Annotated in this window: 11 protein-coding genes and 1 pseudogene; 1 reads left to right on the top strand and 11 read right to left on the bottom strand. The window is 35.7% G+C overall.

Going from position 1 to position 17,851, the window contains the following annotated elements; translation table 11 throughout:
• Positions 1-82: 82 nt before the first annotated feature.
• Complete coding sequence (locus tag OZP07_RS03215; RefSeq protein ID WP_281637264.1) at positions 83-481, bottom strand: hypothetical protein; 399 nt, start codon at positions 479-481, stop codon at positions 83-85.
• Between the two features lie 509 nt (positions 482-990).
• Between OZP07_RS03215 and OZP07_RS03210 the strand changes: the two are divergent.
• Positions 991-1,972, top strand: a pseudogene (locus tag OZP07_RS03210) (IS30 family transposase).
• Here OZP07_RS03210 and OZP07_RS03205 read toward each other — a convergent pair.
• The 10 genes from OZP07_RS03205 to OZP07_RS03160 form a co-directional block, all read right to left on the bottom strand.
• Positions 1,903-2,355: a hypothetical protein gene (locus tag OZP07_RS03205; RefSeq protein WP_281637263.1), complete on the bottom strand. Its 453-nt coding sequence runs from the start codon at positions 2,353-2,355 to the stop codon at positions 1,903-1,905. The pseudogene OZP07_RS03210 and the gene OZP07_RS03205 overlap by 70 nt on opposite strands.
• A gap of 180 nt (positions 2,356-2,535) precedes the next feature.
• Positions 2,536-3,132: a hypothetical protein gene (locus OZP07_RS03200; protein WP_281637262.1), complete on the bottom strand. Its 597-nt coding sequence runs from the start codon at positions 3,130-3,132 to the stop codon at positions 2,536-2,538.
• A 437-nt stretch (positions 3,133-3,569) separates the two neighbouring features.
• Positions 3,570-5,789 carry a beta-glucosidase BglX gene (bglX, locus tag OZP07_RS03195; RefSeq protein WP_194639722.1) on the bottom strand — a complete coding sequence of 740 codons (2,220 nt, stop codon included), beginning with the start codon at positions 5,787-5,789 and terminating at the stop codon, positions 3,570-3,572.
• Positions 5,790-5,829: 40 nt separating this feature from the next.
• Positions 5,830-7,560 (bottom strand): cellulase family glycosylhydrolase, encoded by a 1,731-nt coding sequence (locus tag OZP07_RS03190; protein ID WP_281637261.1) that lies wholly within the window; start codon positions 7,558-7,560, stop codon positions 5,830-5,832.
• A gap of 229 nt (positions 7,561-7,789) precedes the next feature.
• Entirely contained in the window at positions 7,790-9,247 is a 1,458-nt protein-coding gene (locus OZP07_RS03185; protein ID WP_281637260.1) for a glycoside hydrolase family 30 protein, read from the bottom strand.
• Positions 9,248-9,284: 37 nt separating this feature from the next.
• Positions 9,285-10,748 (bottom strand): glycoside hydrolase family 30 protein, encoded by a 1,464-nt coding sequence (locus tag OZP07_RS03180; RefSeq protein WP_281637259.1) that lies wholly within the window; start codon positions 10,746-10,748, stop codon positions 9,285-9,287.
• A 287-nt stretch (positions 10,749-11,035) separates the two neighbouring features.
• On the bottom strand, positions 11,036-12,103 hold the full coding sequence (locus tag OZP07_RS03175) for a glycoside hydrolase family 16 protein (RefSeq protein ID WP_281637258.1): 1,068 nt from the start codon (positions 12,101-12,103) through the stop codon (positions 11,036-11,038).
• Positions 12,104-12,221: 118 nt separating this feature from the next.
• On the bottom strand, positions 12,222-13,088 hold the full coding sequence (locus OZP07_RS03170; protein WP_281637257.1) for a hypothetical protein: 867 nt from the start codon (positions 13,086-13,088) through the stop codon (positions 12,222-12,224).
• A gap of 18 nt (positions 13,089-13,106) precedes the next feature.
• On the bottom strand, positions 13,107-14,621 hold the full coding sequence (locus OZP07_RS03165; RefSeq protein WP_281637256.1) for a RagB/SusD family nutrient uptake outer membrane protein: 1,515 nt from the start codon (positions 14,619-14,621) through the stop codon (positions 13,107-13,109).
• 10 nt (positions 14,622-14,631) lie between these two features.
• Positions 14,632-17,760: a SusC/RagA family TonB-linked outer membrane protein gene (locus OZP07_RS03160; protein WP_281637255.1), complete on the bottom strand. Its 3,129-nt coding sequence runs from the start codon at positions 17,758-17,760 to the stop codon at positions 14,632-14,634.
• Between the last annotated feature and the right edge of the window lie 91 nt (positions 17,761-17,851).

Below are 17,851 nucleotides of genomic sequence, written 5' to 3'. Positions count from 1 at the left end.
CAAATACAAGACCATTTTTAAATTAAACCAAATGCCCAAACCTCTTGTTGCAAGTGTTATGCGACGTTTTTCTTTTTTAAGGTTAATTTCTTTCGAGTAACATTTTAGCACTTTCTATATTCGGCCATTTATCAGCAATCATATGCATCCTAATTTTTTCTATCCAATGTTTTTCATCCGAAATGTCGCTAAATATAGATTCTTGAGATTTGTTTTTGTTGTCAGATTTTGTGACATTTTTTTCTGCTACTAATTTTATAAATGTCTTAGCTAAAACTTCTTTCGTGAGTTTTAGAGATTTTAAATTTTCAGGTAGAATATCTAATGTGCAAAACAATGTATAACACAAATTATATAAATCTTCATAATTCACAGCATTTTCTAATTTCAAATTAAGATAATTAAAAAGCGTTTCAGCATTTTGTATTTCAAATTCGGATTTTGATTCCGATATTTTATCTTGCAATTTACTTTTTTTCATTATCAAGTTGAATATTCTCATTTGGTTAAATGTCGCATAACGTTCCCTTGCTACAAGAGGTTTGGATTTAAATTAAGTCTTTATTTTCGGATTTACCTAAACTTCCCAAATACAAGACCATCATCAAATTAAGCCAAATCCCGCCATATTGCCAAACAACGGTTGGCAGATCGTTATTTTCTCAATTTTCAAATTTCACAGTAATATTTTTTTCAAACGCCCTATTATCTGACGTTTTACAATTAAAAGTTATTTTATAATCATCATTACTAAATACACTTAAGTTTTTGAAATTTTGGCTGAATTCAATTACTCTATCTGCACTACCATTATTAAATGTTTGATAATTTTCAAATATTGATATTTGGTTTTTTATGTCTTCTTAGATTCAAGTAATAAATGCAACGTGAAAAAAAACTCTAGTGTTATTCTTTTGACCTAGGTCAAAAGAATAACACTAGAGTTGGCGAAAAAATCATCATATCTTTGGGTTGCAACACTCAAAATAGATGGCACATTTAACGTTAGAACAAAGATACAAAATAGAAGTATATAGAAATGCCGGTATCAGTATTTCCGAAATTGCTGAATTGGTAGATAAAAACAAATCAGTTATTTCTCGAGAAATAAAACGTAATTCTGATCAAAGAAGTGGTGTTTATAAAGCTGTTTTGGCGGATAAAAAAGCTTTAAACAGGCATAAGGTTAAGATCAAAAAATGCACTTTAACCTCAGAAGTTGAAGCAAATATTTTGTTTTATTTAAAGCAAGATTACAGTCCTGAACAAATTGTTGGCAGAGCAAAAATTGACAAAAGAGCAATGGTTTCTAAAGAAAGAATCTATCAATATATTTGGGAAAATAAACGCAAAGGAGGACTCTTATATAAACATCTTAGAGACAAAGGGTAAAAAGTATAAAAAAAGAGGACATTTAAAGGATAAAAGAGGACTTATTATTGGTAGGGTCGATATTAGCGAGCGTCCAAAGATTGTAGAAAAGAAAAGTAGATTGGGCGATTTAGAGATTGATTTGGTCATTGGTAAGAATCACAAAGGAGCGTTACTAACTATCAATGACAGAGCCTCTGGAATACTTTTTATGGGAAAAGTAGAAAGCAAAGAAGCTAGTGCAATACAGCAGAAAACAATTGAATTATTGAAAGATTGGAAACCAATAATCAAGACCATTACTTCGGATAATGGAAAGGAATTTGCCAATCATCGGGCCATTGCAGAAGATTTAGATATCGATTATTATTTTGCCAAACCCTACCATAGCTGGGAACGAGGAGCCAATGAAAATTTAAACGGATTAATAAGACAATATTTTCCTAAAAAATCTAACTTTGAAAACATCGAAGAACAACAAATAAAAACAGTAGTTAATACATTAAACAACAGACCCAGAAAAAGATTTGGCTATAAAACACCTAATGAAATTTTCGCCGAAAAAATCAATAAATTGAATACTGTTGCATTTATATGTTGAATCCACCCTTCAATTTCTAATAAATTCTGATTTTCGCTTATTATTTTATTGTTATAAGTAAAAGGACGATTTAGTTTTATTGAATATGAACTTTCTAATAAATCATTATCAATAACGCTTCCTTTCGTAAAAGCATAACACTTGTTTGAAAACCCCAAATCAATTCCTGCAATATAATCTGTATGGTATGAGATAATAAAAACAATATCTTTTTTAAATACACTTGTAGGTAAATAATTATTAAATTCTCTTCTATCTTTCCTTTCTTTAATACTTGCACTTGTGAAATCAATATCGGATATTAATAAATGGTCTGGTGTACAACTGTTACTTAAAAAAATTAAAACCAAATAAACACAAATAATTTTAATAATTTTTCTCATTTTTTTGTTTTATGTTTTTCTTTTTTCTGCGATAATGTCTGCAAACGTGTTGCTACTACAGCGGGTTTGGGATTAAATTAAGACCATTTTTCGGATTTGCCTAATCTTTCCAAATACAAGACTATTTTTAAATTATGCCAATTGCACAAATCTATTGTAGCAAGTGTTACCAGCTGTTTTTTATTCTATTATTGGACAATTAATTTCATAAGGTTCTTTTGGGAAACCATATAAAATCATCTTTTCTCTGTCAACATATTTTATTGGAATTAGTTTGTCTAAATAAATATCTGTATAAAGTGAAAGAAATAGTGTTTCATTTAGTTTTCCTAAAATAATTCTGCTTCCTTCCTTATTCAAACGTTTGTTTATTTCTTGTATAATTGGCGAGTCCAAAACTTCATTAAATCTAACATTCATTTTTTCTCCATTCCAATTAAACTCAAACTTTAAATTCTGAATTTCACTTTCTGTTAATTCAGTTTCAGTAGCGTTTAGTTTTTCGTAATCATCTTCAAATATACAATCTTCTGTTGTAGACTTTTCTTCGCTTAAAACTCTATAAATTTTTCCTTTTTTGAAAAATCTAATTCGATTTGGATTAATAAATTTATGATCTATTTCGGTTAGTTTTTCATTTCTATTTTCGTTTTTTATTAAAAAGGTCCCTTCACTTTTTTCAACGTTAAAATAATCAATGTTATCTTCAGTAAACTGAATTATCTCGGGGTTTCCGTAATGGTCTGGTGTTTTAATAAAAAGCCAATTTTCTTTCATATGTGATTTTGTAAAATAGCTGGCAACTCGTTTATACTAGCCACTAAGCAACGACAATCTACTCAAAATCGGGTAAATTGTCGCTGCTTTGTTACGGTTATTAATCAAATATATAAATATTATTTTTATTACAAATTATCAAATGGACTTTTAATTTATCTGCTAAAAACCAGTCAAATTATATAGTTTTTTTGAATACTCAAGTTGTGTCTGTGATGTTTTCTATTTGTTTTCACTTTGATTCAGTTGGGCAGTATTTTACAAAAATGCTTTTGAAAAACTAAAGCAGTAAACCAGCCTCTCTCTTTTTAGACGAGACGCACAGCAGGAATGATGCTGATGAAGAATCGAAAACTGCTGCTCTTAATACTTGTCACAAAAAAAGCGATACCATACTAATAATGATACCGCTTTTCTAGCGCTGCCTAAGCAGGTGTTTATTTTACTAATTCAAAGCTGTCTTTCACACGAATATCTGCAGAAGAGGAACCTATCATTATATCAAAATCGCCTGGTTCTGAAACAAATTCTAATGCATTGTTATAAAATGACAATTTTTGATTGTCTATTGTAAACTGAATGGTTTTGGTTTCTCCGCGGTTTAATGCTATTTTCTGAAAATCTTTTAACTCGATTATCGGGCGCACCACAGACCCAACTTTGTCTCTCAAATACAACTGAACAACTTCCTCTCCCTTTACGCTTCCTGTATTGGTTATGTTTACTGAAACTGTAATGGTTTCGTTATTCTTCATTACTTTTTTGGAAAGCTTCAAATCTGAATATCCAAAAGTTGTATAACTTAAACCGTATCCAAATGCAAATTTAGGCGTAGTTGGCAAATCAATATAAGCTGATTTATAGTTTTTATCTTCATTTACAGAAGGTCTTCCTGTATTGAAATGATTGTAATAAATTGGAATCTGTCCTTCTGTTCTAGGAAAAGTCATTGGCAGTTTTCCAGACGGATTATAATCGCCAAAAAGCACATCGGCAATCGCATTACCTGCTTCTGATCCCAGCCACCAAGTGTAAACAATTGTCGGCATATTATCAGCAACCCAGTCAAAAACCAGCGGTCTTCCTGCATTAATCAGAATAACAATTGGTTTCCCCGTTTTTTGAAGTTCTTTAATCAATTCCACCTGAACGCCTGGCAGCTGTAAATTGCTTTTACTTTTGGCTTCGCCGCTTTTATTGAAATTCTCACCTATGCTTAAAATAATAACTTCAGCCTGGCTGGCAACATTCAGTGCATCTGCAAAACCTTCTTTGCTTTTGTCTTCAACACCGCAGCCTTTGGCATATAAAATTTTAGTTCTTTTGCCTACTTTGTTTTCCAAGCCTTCCCATTGAGAAACAATATAAGTCGAATCCACATCTTTTACATCTACTGCCCAAAATCCGTGGTTGTCTCTTTTGGGCTTAACCATTGGCCCAATAAATGCGATAGTTTTCAGCCCTTTCGAAAGCGGCAGCACATCTCTTTCATTTTTTAGCAGCACAATACTTTTTGCCGCCATTTCTCTAGCTGCTTTTGTATGTTCGGGATTATTTAATGCAGCCTGCTCTCTTTCCGGACTGCAGAATTTATATGGATCATCAAAAAGTCCCAATTCAAATTTCTTGCGCAAAATTCTTTTTACCGCATCGTCGATTAAAGCTACCGGCACTTTATTTTCTTTTACCAATTGCTCCAAATTATATCGATAGGCATTGCTTTCCATATCCATATCACTTCCTGCAGTTATAGATGCAAGAGCAGCTTCCTTGTTGTCTTTTACATATCCGTGATTTACCATTTCACCAATAGAACCCCAGTCGGAAACTACAAATCCCTGAAAGTTCCATTTACCTTTCAGAATATCTCTAAGTAAATAATTATTAGCGCTTGCCGGTATTCCGTTAAGATCGTTAAACGAATTCATAAACGTAGCTGCTCCTGCATCAAGTGCTGATTTGTAAGGAGGCAGATAAGTTTCCCAAAGCATTCTGTTACTCATATCAACCGAATTGTAGTCGCGTCCGCCAACGGCTGCTCCATAAGCTGCAAAATGTTTTACACAGGCCATAACCGAATTCACATCACCCAAATTTCCCTGAAATCCCTTAACTCTTGAAAAAGCAATTTTGGATCCCAAGTAGGTGTCTTCCCCAGCACCTTCCATCACTCTGCCCCAGCGCGGGTCACGAGAAATATCAACCATCGGCGCAAATGTCCAGTGAATTCCAGAAGCCGCCGCTTCGACAGCAGCGATTCTGGCCGAAAGTTCAATCGCTGTCAAATCCCAGCTTGCCGCTTCGGCCAACGGAATTGGGAAAGTCGTTTTGTAACCATGAATGACATCCAAACCAAATAACAATGGAATTTTCAGTCGGGACTGCATTGCTAATTCTTGGTATTGTCTCGTGTATTTTGTACCCATAATATTCAGCATCGAACCAATTAATCCTTTCTTGATTTCGCTTTGTTTATTGGCATTAATAGTAATCGGACCCGTAGCAGTATTGTCACCTGTATATTGATTCATCTGACCGATTTTTTCTTCCAGAGTCATTTTCTTCAGTAAAGTTTCTACTTTTTGATCTATCGTCTGCTGCTGTGAAAAAGCAAAAAAAGAAGCGAATGCTAATATTAGTGTAGCTGTTGTTTTCATTTTACAAATTTTATATTTAATTGAAAATCACTATTTAATTTTAGTGCTTTTTAAATTCCAGAAAATTAAGATTAAAATTTCCTCCTTCAAAGTTAACACGAATTTTATTTATGCCTTTCTTAAGAATAACATTTTTAAGCAAAACAGTTTTCCAAGTTTTTAATCCTCCCGAAACAGGAAGAACGATTGATTCTGAGATTCTCACATTATCTTGTTCCAAATACAATTTTCCGCCCGCTTTCTCGCTGGAATATCGAATTTCGACATCAAAACTGCCTTCTTCTTTTACATCAGCTGTAAACTGTAACCATTCTTTATCTTCGATAAAAGAGACTTGAAAACCGTTGGTGTTTATATCCTTGCAGGATTCAATATCAACTCCGTCATTTCTCATTTTCCCTCCTTTATTCCATTGCGTGAATTTAGTTCCGTTATAATTCGCCACATCATTATCCGAGTATGCATATCCGTTTTGGCCTAAATCAAACTCAGTCGCATATACTCTTCCTGGAAGCTGATGATTTTTATATTTTTTGGTATCATTTGTCTGTACCTGTCTGAACATAGCATCAATTACATCCTGTCTGATAGTTAAATGCTCCATTTTATAATTGGCAGCCATTTGCATCAGTACTTTTTTGGCAAAATCTGTTTTTGGTTTTTCACCTCCTTTTTTCCAATAATCCAGCAGCTTGTCATAACCAGCCGGTTTTGTTACCGAAGTTACTCCTGCTAAATTCTCAATTTTTTTCATTGGCCAAAAAGCCCAGCCGATGTTATTGGATTCCATTAATGAAATGGCTTCTTCAAACCATACATTAGAGTTTTCTCCGCTTTCGCCTAACCAAATCGGCACATTGTATTGTGTTCTGTAATTCAGCATAGTCTGAATTGAAGCCGTATCATTTTTATTCCAATACTTATGAAAACTCAGTGCCATGTTTTCGTCCCAAAGCGGGAATATTCCATTGTAGTTATTCCCCCAGCAATTTCCTTCAATGATAATTAAATGATTGGTATCAATAGCTCTAATAGCTTTTGTAATTCTAAGCTGCAGTGCTCTCAAAGGAGCGTTTAAAGCTTCATCACAGCCGTTTATATTGGCTTCTGTGAAATTCCAATTGGGTTCATTGATAATATCATAGCCCCCAATCCATGGATTGTCTTTGTAACGTTCTGCTAATTTCTCCCAAAATGCTGTCATTTTATCTTGATTTGCAGTACTCTCCCAAAGTGATGGTTTTGAATCATCGTAGTCGGATATTGCAGCATCTTTCCCTTGGCCTCCAGGAGCAGCATGCAAATCTAAGATTAAATGTATTTTGCTGGCAGCGCACCATTTTACTAAATCATCGGTCATTTTAAAACCTTCTTCTAACCAGGTAATCTGCCCGTCTTTCTCATTCTCAATAGCAGGAGTGTATAAGTTGTAATGCATTGGCAGACGAATAGAGTTAAATCCCCAAGCTGCCAAAGAATCAATATCTCTCTTTGTGATTCCGTTTGTTTTGTATGCTTTATAGAATTCATCGGTGGCTTCCTTACCAATTAAATCGGTAATTTTTTGTTTAATTTTGTATTGTGATCCAGCGAATCCTCCAGTTTGAATCATATATCCTTCCTGTACCATCCAGCCACCAAGTCCTAAACCGCGCAAAACAATATTTTTACCGTTTCCGTCTACAATGTTTTGTCCGTCTCTATGCAGGAAACCCTGACCGAATGAAGCGGCGGCAATGCACAAAAAAGAAATTACTATTATTTTTTTCATCCTATTATTTTTAAAATCTTAATATAAAAAGAACTCTTTGGCGTACCTTTAAGTTAAAGACTGAATGATAAAATGATTGCTGATTTTTGATTAACGATTTTTGATTTCAGATGTAAAAAAAACTCATAAAATCGGCAATCTATCATTTAATCACAAATCGTTAATCTTCAATCTAAAATATATTAAATCAGTAACATACCCATCACACATAACTATCAACTTTACGGGATTAATACACCAGAGTCTGTATTGCATTAGGCAAAATCGTAACCTCAGCAGCCTGCGTTCCTATACACAGATTATAGATTACCGCTGCATCACTCTGGTTCATTACAACGGTTACCATTTTTCCGTCTTTGTTCAAGAATGAAGTACTCAAGAGACTGCTTCTGCTCACTGCAGAATTTACTCTTTTGGCTTCAGGGCGAATAAATTTTGAAAAATGTCCTATATAATAATAAGACGGAGTATAAATTAATTCTCCCGTTTTAGTATCAGCATGGATTGGTGCAAAACAAAAATTCCCCACATGATTAGGTCCTCCTTTTTCGTCCAAAAGAATATTCCAGTCTGTCCAGCCCACTGTTCCGTTATTAAAATCATGAATCATTGATGATCCATAACGTTCTCCATTGGCCCAGAATTGATATTTAGCAGCATCAAATTTCTCTATACAGCCTTCTGTAAACATTACGTTTTTATTTGGGAATGCTTCATGAACTTTCCCCACATTTTCAAACATCTGGTCGCCTCCAGCCCATGTTTCATACCAATGAAATCCAATTCCCCAGGCATATTTTGAAGCTTCGGGATCATTGAAAATAATATTGGCTCTCTGCAGCATCAAATCACGGTTGTGATCCCAAACAATTATTTTTTTGTTTCCCAGTCCTTCTTTTTTCATAGTTGGTCCAAGATAATTTTTTAGAAAATCTCTTTCGGCTTCAGCAGAATAAACACATGATTCCCATTTTTGTACTGCCATTGGTTCGTTCTGCAGAGTGATTCCCCATATCGGCATTCCTTCTTTTTCATACGCTTTTACAAACTTTGTATAATAGTCTGCCCAAGGCTGAAAAAACTCAGGCAGCAGTGTTCCGCCTTTCAGCATATTTTTATTGCTTTTCATAAAAGCAGGAGGACTCCACGGACTTGCATATAGAATTATTTTTCCGCCTGCAGTCTCCGTTGCTTTTTTTATCAGCGGTATTTTAAATTCTCTATCATGTTCGATAGAAAAACTTTTCAATTCAGTATCACCTTCATTTATATAAGTATAACTCCCAGAAGCAAAATCGGAACTGTGAATTGTGGTTCGTGCCAATGAATAGCCGATCCCTTTTTCGGCACTGTAATATGCGTTCAGGAATTCCTGCTGTTTTTCTTTGGACAGTTTAGCAAAAACCTCAGCACTTGCATCCGTTATTGCTCCGCCAATTCCAAGTAAGGACTGAAAAGTCTGGTCAGGATTTACAAAAACACAAACCTGTCTTTCTGTAGGCTGCTTCAGTTCTGAAAATTTAAGATCATCTGTTTTAGACAATCTCAAATTAGTGCTTTCGGCTGTAGTGTATACTGTCACTGTTTTATCTTTTGCGGAAAAAGAATTTACAGCTGCTTTATTTTTTTGCTGCGCAAAAACAAAAAAGGATGCCAGTGCTAATGCCGTGGTGGTTATTTTTTTCATAATCTATGAAGGTGATAATTTTTATTTTTTTGATATTCTATTGCCAAATATATGTTCCTACTGCTCCACCTTCCAGTGAAGTAGTAATCCATTTTCCATTGTATTTAACATTAAATAATTCGACAGAGCTTCCATCATTGACAACCAGCAGCACTTTTTTTCCATCCGGAGTTTTGAAAGCAACATTGTGCAGACTGCCTACAACTGCGCTCCCAATTCTGACAGAACCTGCAGGCAAAAACTTGGACGCATGAGCGGCTGCATAATACCCTACATTACGGCTTAATGATTCACTGCTGTTTATTGTTATTGCTCCTTTACAGGTTGTGCATCCTCCTTGTGTATGAGGACCAAAAGTACCGTCATTGGCTAGATTCCACTGCAGAGCGTTTTTACTCCAATTACGCATTGAGCCGATAATTACATTTTTGGTCTGCCACTTTAAATCTCCTGCAAATGCGCCTGTAGATGAGGTGTACTGCTCCGTGAAATAAACATCTCTATCTGGGAATGCATCATGAACGGTTGTAAGCGCACTGATATCACCTCCGTACAAATGAAATGCCGAACCAGTTACAAAAGGGTAAGCTGCCGCATCTTTTAAAACCGTAATAGGATATTGGGGGTTATCACAATTATGGTCATAGGCAATAATCTTTGTCGCAATATTGGCCGATTTAAATGCAGGTCCTAAGTTATTTTTAATAAAATCGGCCTGCTCCAAAGCAGTCATTACCATACTCGGATTGTTACCCTCGTGTAAAGGTTCGTTTTGAGGAGTAACCGCATCGATTACAATTCCTTCAGCTTTCATTTTTTGAATGAATTTCACAAAATACTGAGCATATACTTCATAATATTTAGGTTGCAGACTCCCACCCACAAAATTATTATTGTCTTTCATCCAAAGCGGTGCAGACCAAGGAGTACCCATTATTTTTATATTAGGATTAATCGCCAGAATTTCTTTCAGCAGCGGAATCAAATCGGTCATATCAGGAGCCAGACTAAAATTAGCCAGACTAACATCTGTCTGTCCTGTCGGCATATCGTCATAAGTAAAAGGAGAAGCATTCAGATCAGAAGCTCCAATACTGATTCTCAAATAACTCAATCCAATTGAATTATCACCTGAACCAAACAATTCCTGCAATAATTCTTTTTTCTTTTGAGCAGTCAGCTGATTTATCACTTGGGCACTTCCGCCTGTTAATGTAAATCCAAAACCATCAATTGACTGATACTTTTGAGTATCATTAACTTCAATATTCTGATAAATATTTACCTTGTTCCCAAAGGCTAAAATACCCGTCTGCTTTTGCAAAAGTGCAGATTGATTCCCTGTTGTCAGCCAAAAATCGACTTCATTTTTTACAACAGGAGTTGGCGTAGGTGCTGGTGCTGGCGTATCTCCTCCTTCATTTGAAGAAGAACAGCTGATGTGTATGGCTGAAAATGCTATTATAAAAAACAGCCTGCCTAATTGATTTATTTTTTTCATTATTTATTTATAATTAATTCGATAAAAACCAGATAATAATCTGTTTTGGATTCTGAATTATTGTTATTTGATTTTCTATTCCTGATAATCTCGAGTATTTTTTTTTGAATGACGGCAAAAAAGCATAATGTTTCCTTTTAGCCCCGATTGCAGTGAAAATCCTTTTGTGCCGGTGTTCGGCACAAAAGATTGCAACGGAAAGCGGGACGATGCTTGCTGAAAATGCCTAATTTTTCTGCTCCAAAAATTAATAATCGAGTTCAGACTAATCAATGCTCTCCAGTTTCTTAATTATACACTCTTATATAATCCACCTCAAAAACTGAAGACGTAAAATTTGGATCTACAGTACCTCCCCAAACTCCTCCCATAGCAAAATTGACAATCAGGTAAAAGTTTTTGTTGAAAGGGAATTTATCCGAATTTATAAAAGTGTAATACAGCTTGTCATCTACATAAAACTTTATATAACCTGCTCTCCAATCTGCAGTGTAAATATGGAATTCGGTATTATCATTCGGCACGCTTATAGTTCCAGTATCTGGAGTTGCTCCTGAACGGCCGGGAGAGTGTAATGAGGAATGATTGACATACATCTCTTTTCCAACCGATTCTAAAATATCAACTTCGCCACAGGCAGGCCACCCAGCGCTGCCAATATTACTGCCCAGCATCCAGACTGCAGGCCAAGTCCCAACACCAGTAGGCAGTTTTGCCCTGATTACAATTTTACCATACGTGAAATCGAATTTTCCATTGGATTCCAATCTTCCAGAGGTGAAGTCACCCTTTCCGTATTTTTCTCTGATGGCTTTTATTTTCAAAACACCGCCTTGAACAATTGTGTTTTCAGGACGATTGGTATATGACTGAAGTTCGCTGTTAACGTGTCCCGGATCCCAAATCTGGAAAGTCCATTTGGCTGGATCTGGTGCGCCATCAGTATTAAATTCATCAGACCAAATTAACTTGGATTCTACCAAAACGGTAATAGAGAGCGATGTACTGACAAATTTACCAGCATTATAAGCAGACACATATAACACATAAGTATTAGTACCCGATGCAGTATAAGTATAAGAAAAACTGCCATTTGTCACTTCTTTTGTTTCTCCATTTCCAAGAGTAATTTTATATGATGATGCATTAGCCGCCGATAAAGTAAAATTTACAACACCGGTACCGTCTCCATTTGGATTTTGCGCCGTAGCCCCAACAATTGAAGCTGTAACTTTTAAATTTTCAGGTGTTTGATCTGCTGTTACCGGCTCATCTGAATTTGAACCGCTGCAGGAAATAAAGAGCAGGCAGTTCAGCACAATAATTAAATTAATTCTAGAAAGATATTTTTTCATTTTTTCACTATTCGTTAAAACATTCCATTAAAAAAAATGGCCCATAATCATAGAGAATGGGCCATTCTGCCAACTCAACCTAACTAACTACTAATTAATTTCTTTAATTAAAAAACAATTACAAAGACGGTCTCATTTCAATATTCTGAATTTTGATACCAGCTTTCATATCTTCACCGCCGCCTCTTATTACCAGGTAAGCTGTACCAGTCTTAGCAGCTGTGAATATTCCTAAATTGTTTGCCGCCGAACAGCCCACAGCAGAAATTTTTCCTGAAAAAGCAGTAGTTGCACAACCGTCCCAAGTACTTAATGCTCTTAATTTTCCTCCTTCGGAATAATCAGTTCCAGTTACTGGTGCAGCATAACCGCAATACACTTCAAGCCAAGTATTACTGCAGCCTGTAGTTGAAGAAGTAACCATATCGATTACATATTTTTTTCCTGCTGTAACACTAATTGCCTGATATATTCCGTTACCTGCCCAGCCGCTGGCTGTCAAAGCAGCCGAACCGCTTCCAAAAACAATACTGGCGCTGGAAGCCGGATTTGTAACCGTCCATTTTGCCCAGTCATCACTATTAGCTAGTTTTCCTCCTTTAAGGATATTTCCTTTTACAGGATCTGAAGTTGCTACAACTAATTGCTGTTTAGCTTCAGCTTTTGCACCACCTGCCCCTACAGCTGTATGAGAAATAGTATAGGTTCCTGCATCTGGCAAAGAAATTTCATAAGTCATTTTTCCAGCAGCCAATCCATCACCAGTATCCCAAAGTGATCTTAAAACTCCTTTTGGCTGCGCTGCAAGTTTGTATACATTTACTTTGCCCTCAACTGGAGTTATTGTAAATGATGCATCAACTGCTGTCGAAGTTAAACCATTGTCAGCAAACGAATCTTCAGGCTGACAACTTGTGAAATTTACAATCGCAGCGGCAATAAGCAATAGTAATGCTCCCTTCTTTTTAATTATATGTAAGTTCATAAAATAGGATTTTAACAATTAGTAATTAGGATTTTGAACAATTTTTGTGTTCGGTATGTTATTGTAAGGTATTGGCCAAATTTCATTTTTACCAGGCACAAAACCTTTACTAGCCAGAGCTGCCGGCGCTGCACCTGTACGTACCAGATCAAACCAACGGTGTCCTTCACCTGCTAATTCTTTTCTTCTTTCTAACATTATTGCATCCTTAGAAACAGGTACCGAAGCTAAACCTACTCTCGCTCTAACCGCATCTAATAGTGCTTGTGCTCTGGCTCCTGTTCCTCCAAGTGCTTCAGCCTCCATTAAATAAGTATCTGCTAAACGAATCGCATACACATCCTGTTTGTAATTCAATGCTGTTGCTCCTCCTCCTGTTGAAGTATCAGAATTTAAAGGGGCGAATTTTTTTAAGAAATATCCCGTATCTTGATAATTAGGAGCCCAATCTGCTGTTCCATCAGCTTTCAATGCTTTCATATCTAATATGGTTGCATCAAAACGCGGATCACCTTTTAAAACATTATACAAGGCTGGTGTTACTGTATTAAAACTCCATCCAGAAACATAGTCTGGTGCAGGTGAATTTGTTGGTCTTGTATAACCGCGCGGACCAACCATAATATTTACACTGTTTCCTTCATCGGCACCGCTGCCCCAAAATCCCCAATCCGCATTGCTCTTGTCGGTATGTGTAATTTCAATAATGGCTTCTGAATTAAATTTGTTGCTAATTTTCCATAGGTCAGCAAACTTGCTTAATAATTTATATCCATACACGCTTGTTCCTCCTGGCGTACCGTTTACTTCGGCCAGTTCAGCTGCTGCTAAACTGTTTTTCCCTTCATACAAGTACACTTTACCTAATAAAGCCTGCACAGAACCCTTAGTCAATCGGCCTGCTTCGGTATCAACCGATAACAGTTTATTAGGCAAAACTGCTTTCGCTTCGATCAAATCCTTTTCTATTTGAGCATAAACTTCATTTGGCAAAGCTTGTACAATATTATAAGTTTCTGATGGTGAAATAGAATGCAGAATCAATGGAATATTTTTGAATGTACGCACTAACTCAAAATAATAGTAAGCTCGAAGTGCTTTTGTCTCTGCTGTAAAGCGTGCTTTTTTATCTGCATCCATGCTAGTTTCCGGCAGCCTCTCTAATAAAATATTAGCTCTTGAAATCCCTTGATAAAAATCACTCCAAAAACTTTCTGGTATATTGATCTGATCTAAAGTATAATTATCGAATGCATGAATTCCAGCTCCGTCTCCTGCTCCGCCGCCGGCAGCAAAAAAATCATCTGAACCAGCATTCAGCATACAAATCATGTTTTCAAACCCTCTGGACTGTTTGCCCATAACATCATAAACAGCGACTAAACCAGAGTAAGCCTGATCTTCATTTTTATAATAATTCCCAACCAATTCTAAACCCTTCGGTTCAACATGCAAGAATTCTTCACTACAGGAGGAGACTGTAAAAAGTACTCCAACAGCAATGCCTAAATTTTTTATATTTTTAAGTTTCATAATCTTTTTTTTAAAATTGTAAATTAACGCCCAACATAAATGATTTTGCCTGCGGATAATACCCTCTATCAACTCCAATTACACCACCCCCAATTTCAGGATCGTAACCTGTGTATTTCGTAAATGTGAATAAATTTTCACCTGTTACATAAATTCTAGTTTTAGATAATCCTATTTTACCAATTATATCACTTGGTAAACTATATCCTAATTGAATCGTTTTGAATCTCCAATAATCACCATCTTCTAAATAAAAATCCGATGCATTTGTGAAGTTTTTATTTCCATCTACTGTTGATAATTTTGGATACGAATTACTAGTTCCTTCTCCTGTCCAACGGCCCAAAGCAGATGTCTGATAATTAGCATTTCCAATGTCTAACCTTCTTAACCCTTGAAAAATCTGATTTCCAACAGCTCCTTGTGTAAAGATTACTAGATCAAAATTTTTGAAATCTACATTTAATGTAATACCGTAAGTATATTTAGGAAGTGAATTTCCAATAAAAGTCTTATCATCATCAGTAATTTTTCCATCATTATTTGTATCCTGCCATTTAAAATCTCCTGGCTGAGCATTTGGCTGCACTAAACCTCCTGAAGAATTTGTATAGGCATTAACTTCATCTTGATTTTGAAAAATTCCTTGAGTTTTATAACCGTAAAATGAATTTATTGGATGACCAACTTGTGTTCTAGTGATATTACCCATACTTTGGAAAGAAGCATTTCCATCTATAAACTTGATACCGTTACCTAAATTGGTTACTTTATTTTCGACATAAGAAATATTACCTCCCAATTTAAAATTAACCTGCCCTATTTTTTTTCTATACCCAAATTCGATATCGATACCTTTGTTTTCCATATCGGCAATATTTGCAGAAGGATTTCCAGTAGTACCAACATAACCTGGAAGCTTAATATCTTGTAGAATACCAATAGTTTTTTTATTATAAAAATCAATTGTTAAGTTAAGATCTTTGAAAAATACAGCATCAAATCCGATGTTACTTTGACTGGTTTCTTCCCATTTTAAATCAGGATTTGCCGGCGCATTTGGACTGGTTCCAATAACAACCGATCCTTGATTACCTAAAGTGTAATTTCGTCCGCCGCTTACAGTAGCTTCATATTTAAAATCACCAATTGCATCACTGCCTACAATTCCGTAACCGCCTCTAACTTTTAGACTTGTTACAACATCATTTTGTGGCCAAAAATCTTCATTTGTAGGAACCCAGCCTAAAGAGAATGATGGGAAAACACCATATTTATTGTTGTTACCAAAGCGGGATGAGCCATCACGGCGAATATTACCCGTAAATAAATATTTTTCTTTATAATCATACGTCGCTCTAGCAAACAAAGATGTCACAACATGCTCATATCCATCGTAAGCAGATGCAGTAATATTATCTTTTACAGCACCATAATTGAATGATGCGTCATCAAAATTATCAGCCGGAATATTTTTATAAGTTACATAAGTCCCTGACGAAATATTATCAACATACGCTCCCTGACCGCCCAAAACGGTGAAAGTATGGTCTTCAATTTTTTTGGTATACGAAATCGTATTTTCAACTGTCCATCCAAAACCTTTATTAGTTCCTCTGCCTAAGCTGTTCACAGCATTTATAGTTGAAGAGTTTAGGTATGATACAGGATTAAAGCTTTCAGAACCCCAATATGCTAATTTACCGCCTACAGTACTTTTCAGTTTCAATCCTTTAATCACTTCCAGCTCTAAATATGCATTCCCAACAAAATTATCAGACCATCCGTAATTTCCTAATCGCGTTTGAATATAAGCTAATGGATTACTCATTTCCTGAGTAACTACCTGAGATATACCATATGGATGTCCATTTGCATCTCTAAAAATCCCTGCTTGATTACTATATGGCGGAAGATTAGCCTCTACAGGATCTGTTACAACAAGTGGAGTTGTAGGGTCAAGATTAATGGCAGAACTTAAAGGTCCTCCAAACTCACTATTAGTATTCCCCAATCCGATATTTTTCTCATGAGAATAACCTAATGTCTGACCAAAAGTCAAGCCTTTCATAATTTTGTGCGTAGAATTTAAACGAATATTTTTTCTGTTATAATTAGAAATTGGAGAAGCAACAATCCCTTCTTGATCTAACAATCCAAAAGATGCATAAAAAGTTGAAACATCATTTCCGCCGCTTAAACTTAATTCATGTCCAGTCCGCACTGCACTGTCATTAAAAATGGCATCTTGCCAATCAGTTCCTTTTCCATAAGCAGTAGTAGATTGATAAGGAAGTACAAAAGGATTAGTTGGAGATGGAACATAACCATTAGCATAACGCTCGTTCATTAGTGTAGTATACTGAGTCGCATCCAATAAATTCAGCTTTCTTGCCGCTTGAGAAAAACCTGCATATCCATTATAAGACACGCTCATCTTACCCGATTTTCCTTTTTTGGTAGTAATAAGAATTACACCCGCGGCAGCACGGGCACCGTATATTGCCTGAGATGCTGCGTCTTTCAAAACATCCATAGTTTCGATATCAGCTTGGTTTAAAAAACCAATTCCTCCGTTATCAACTACGACACCATCTACTACCCAAAGAGGATCATTGTTACCAATTGAAGTAATACCCCTTACACGAATTGTTGAAGAAGACCCTGGCTGTCCAGCATTTGCTGCTATAGTAACACCAGAAACTCTGCCCTGCAAAGCTTGTTCTACTCTAGTTATTGGTAAATCTTTAAGCTGAGCAGCTTTAACTCCTGATATTGCTCCGGTTAACACAACCTTCTTTTGTGTACCGTATCCAACTACCACAACTTCATTTAAGTCTTGTGATACAGAATACATTTTTACCTGCACTGATGTCTGACCATCAATAACAGTCTCTACAGTTTTATATCCTACAAAACTGATTGTCAAAACTCCATTTTTAGGAACTTTAATTTGGAACTTACCGTCAAAATCACTGCCGACTGCAGTTGAAGTTCCTTTTAATAATATAGTTGCTCCTGGAATTGGCAACCCCGTTTCGTCTATCACTTTTCCACTTATAGATACATCCTGTGCATACCCATAAACTGAAAATAAGACCGATAAAATACAAAAAACAAATGCTTTTAATAATTTCATTTTTCTGATTATTTTGGTTAATTAATTAGTTATTTGATGCAATAGTATACCTAAAATTTCTAATTTCAGAATTAATAATCACTACAAAATC

The organism is Flavobacterium marginilacus, assembly GCF_026870155.1.
Classification (GTDB): Bacteria; Bacteroidota; Bacteroidia; order Flavobacteriales; family Flavobacteriaceae; genus Flavobacterium; species Flavobacterium marginilacus.
The sequence above is the reverse complement of the archived record's forward strand: the minus strand, read 5'-3'. Positions and strand labels throughout refer to the sequence as shown.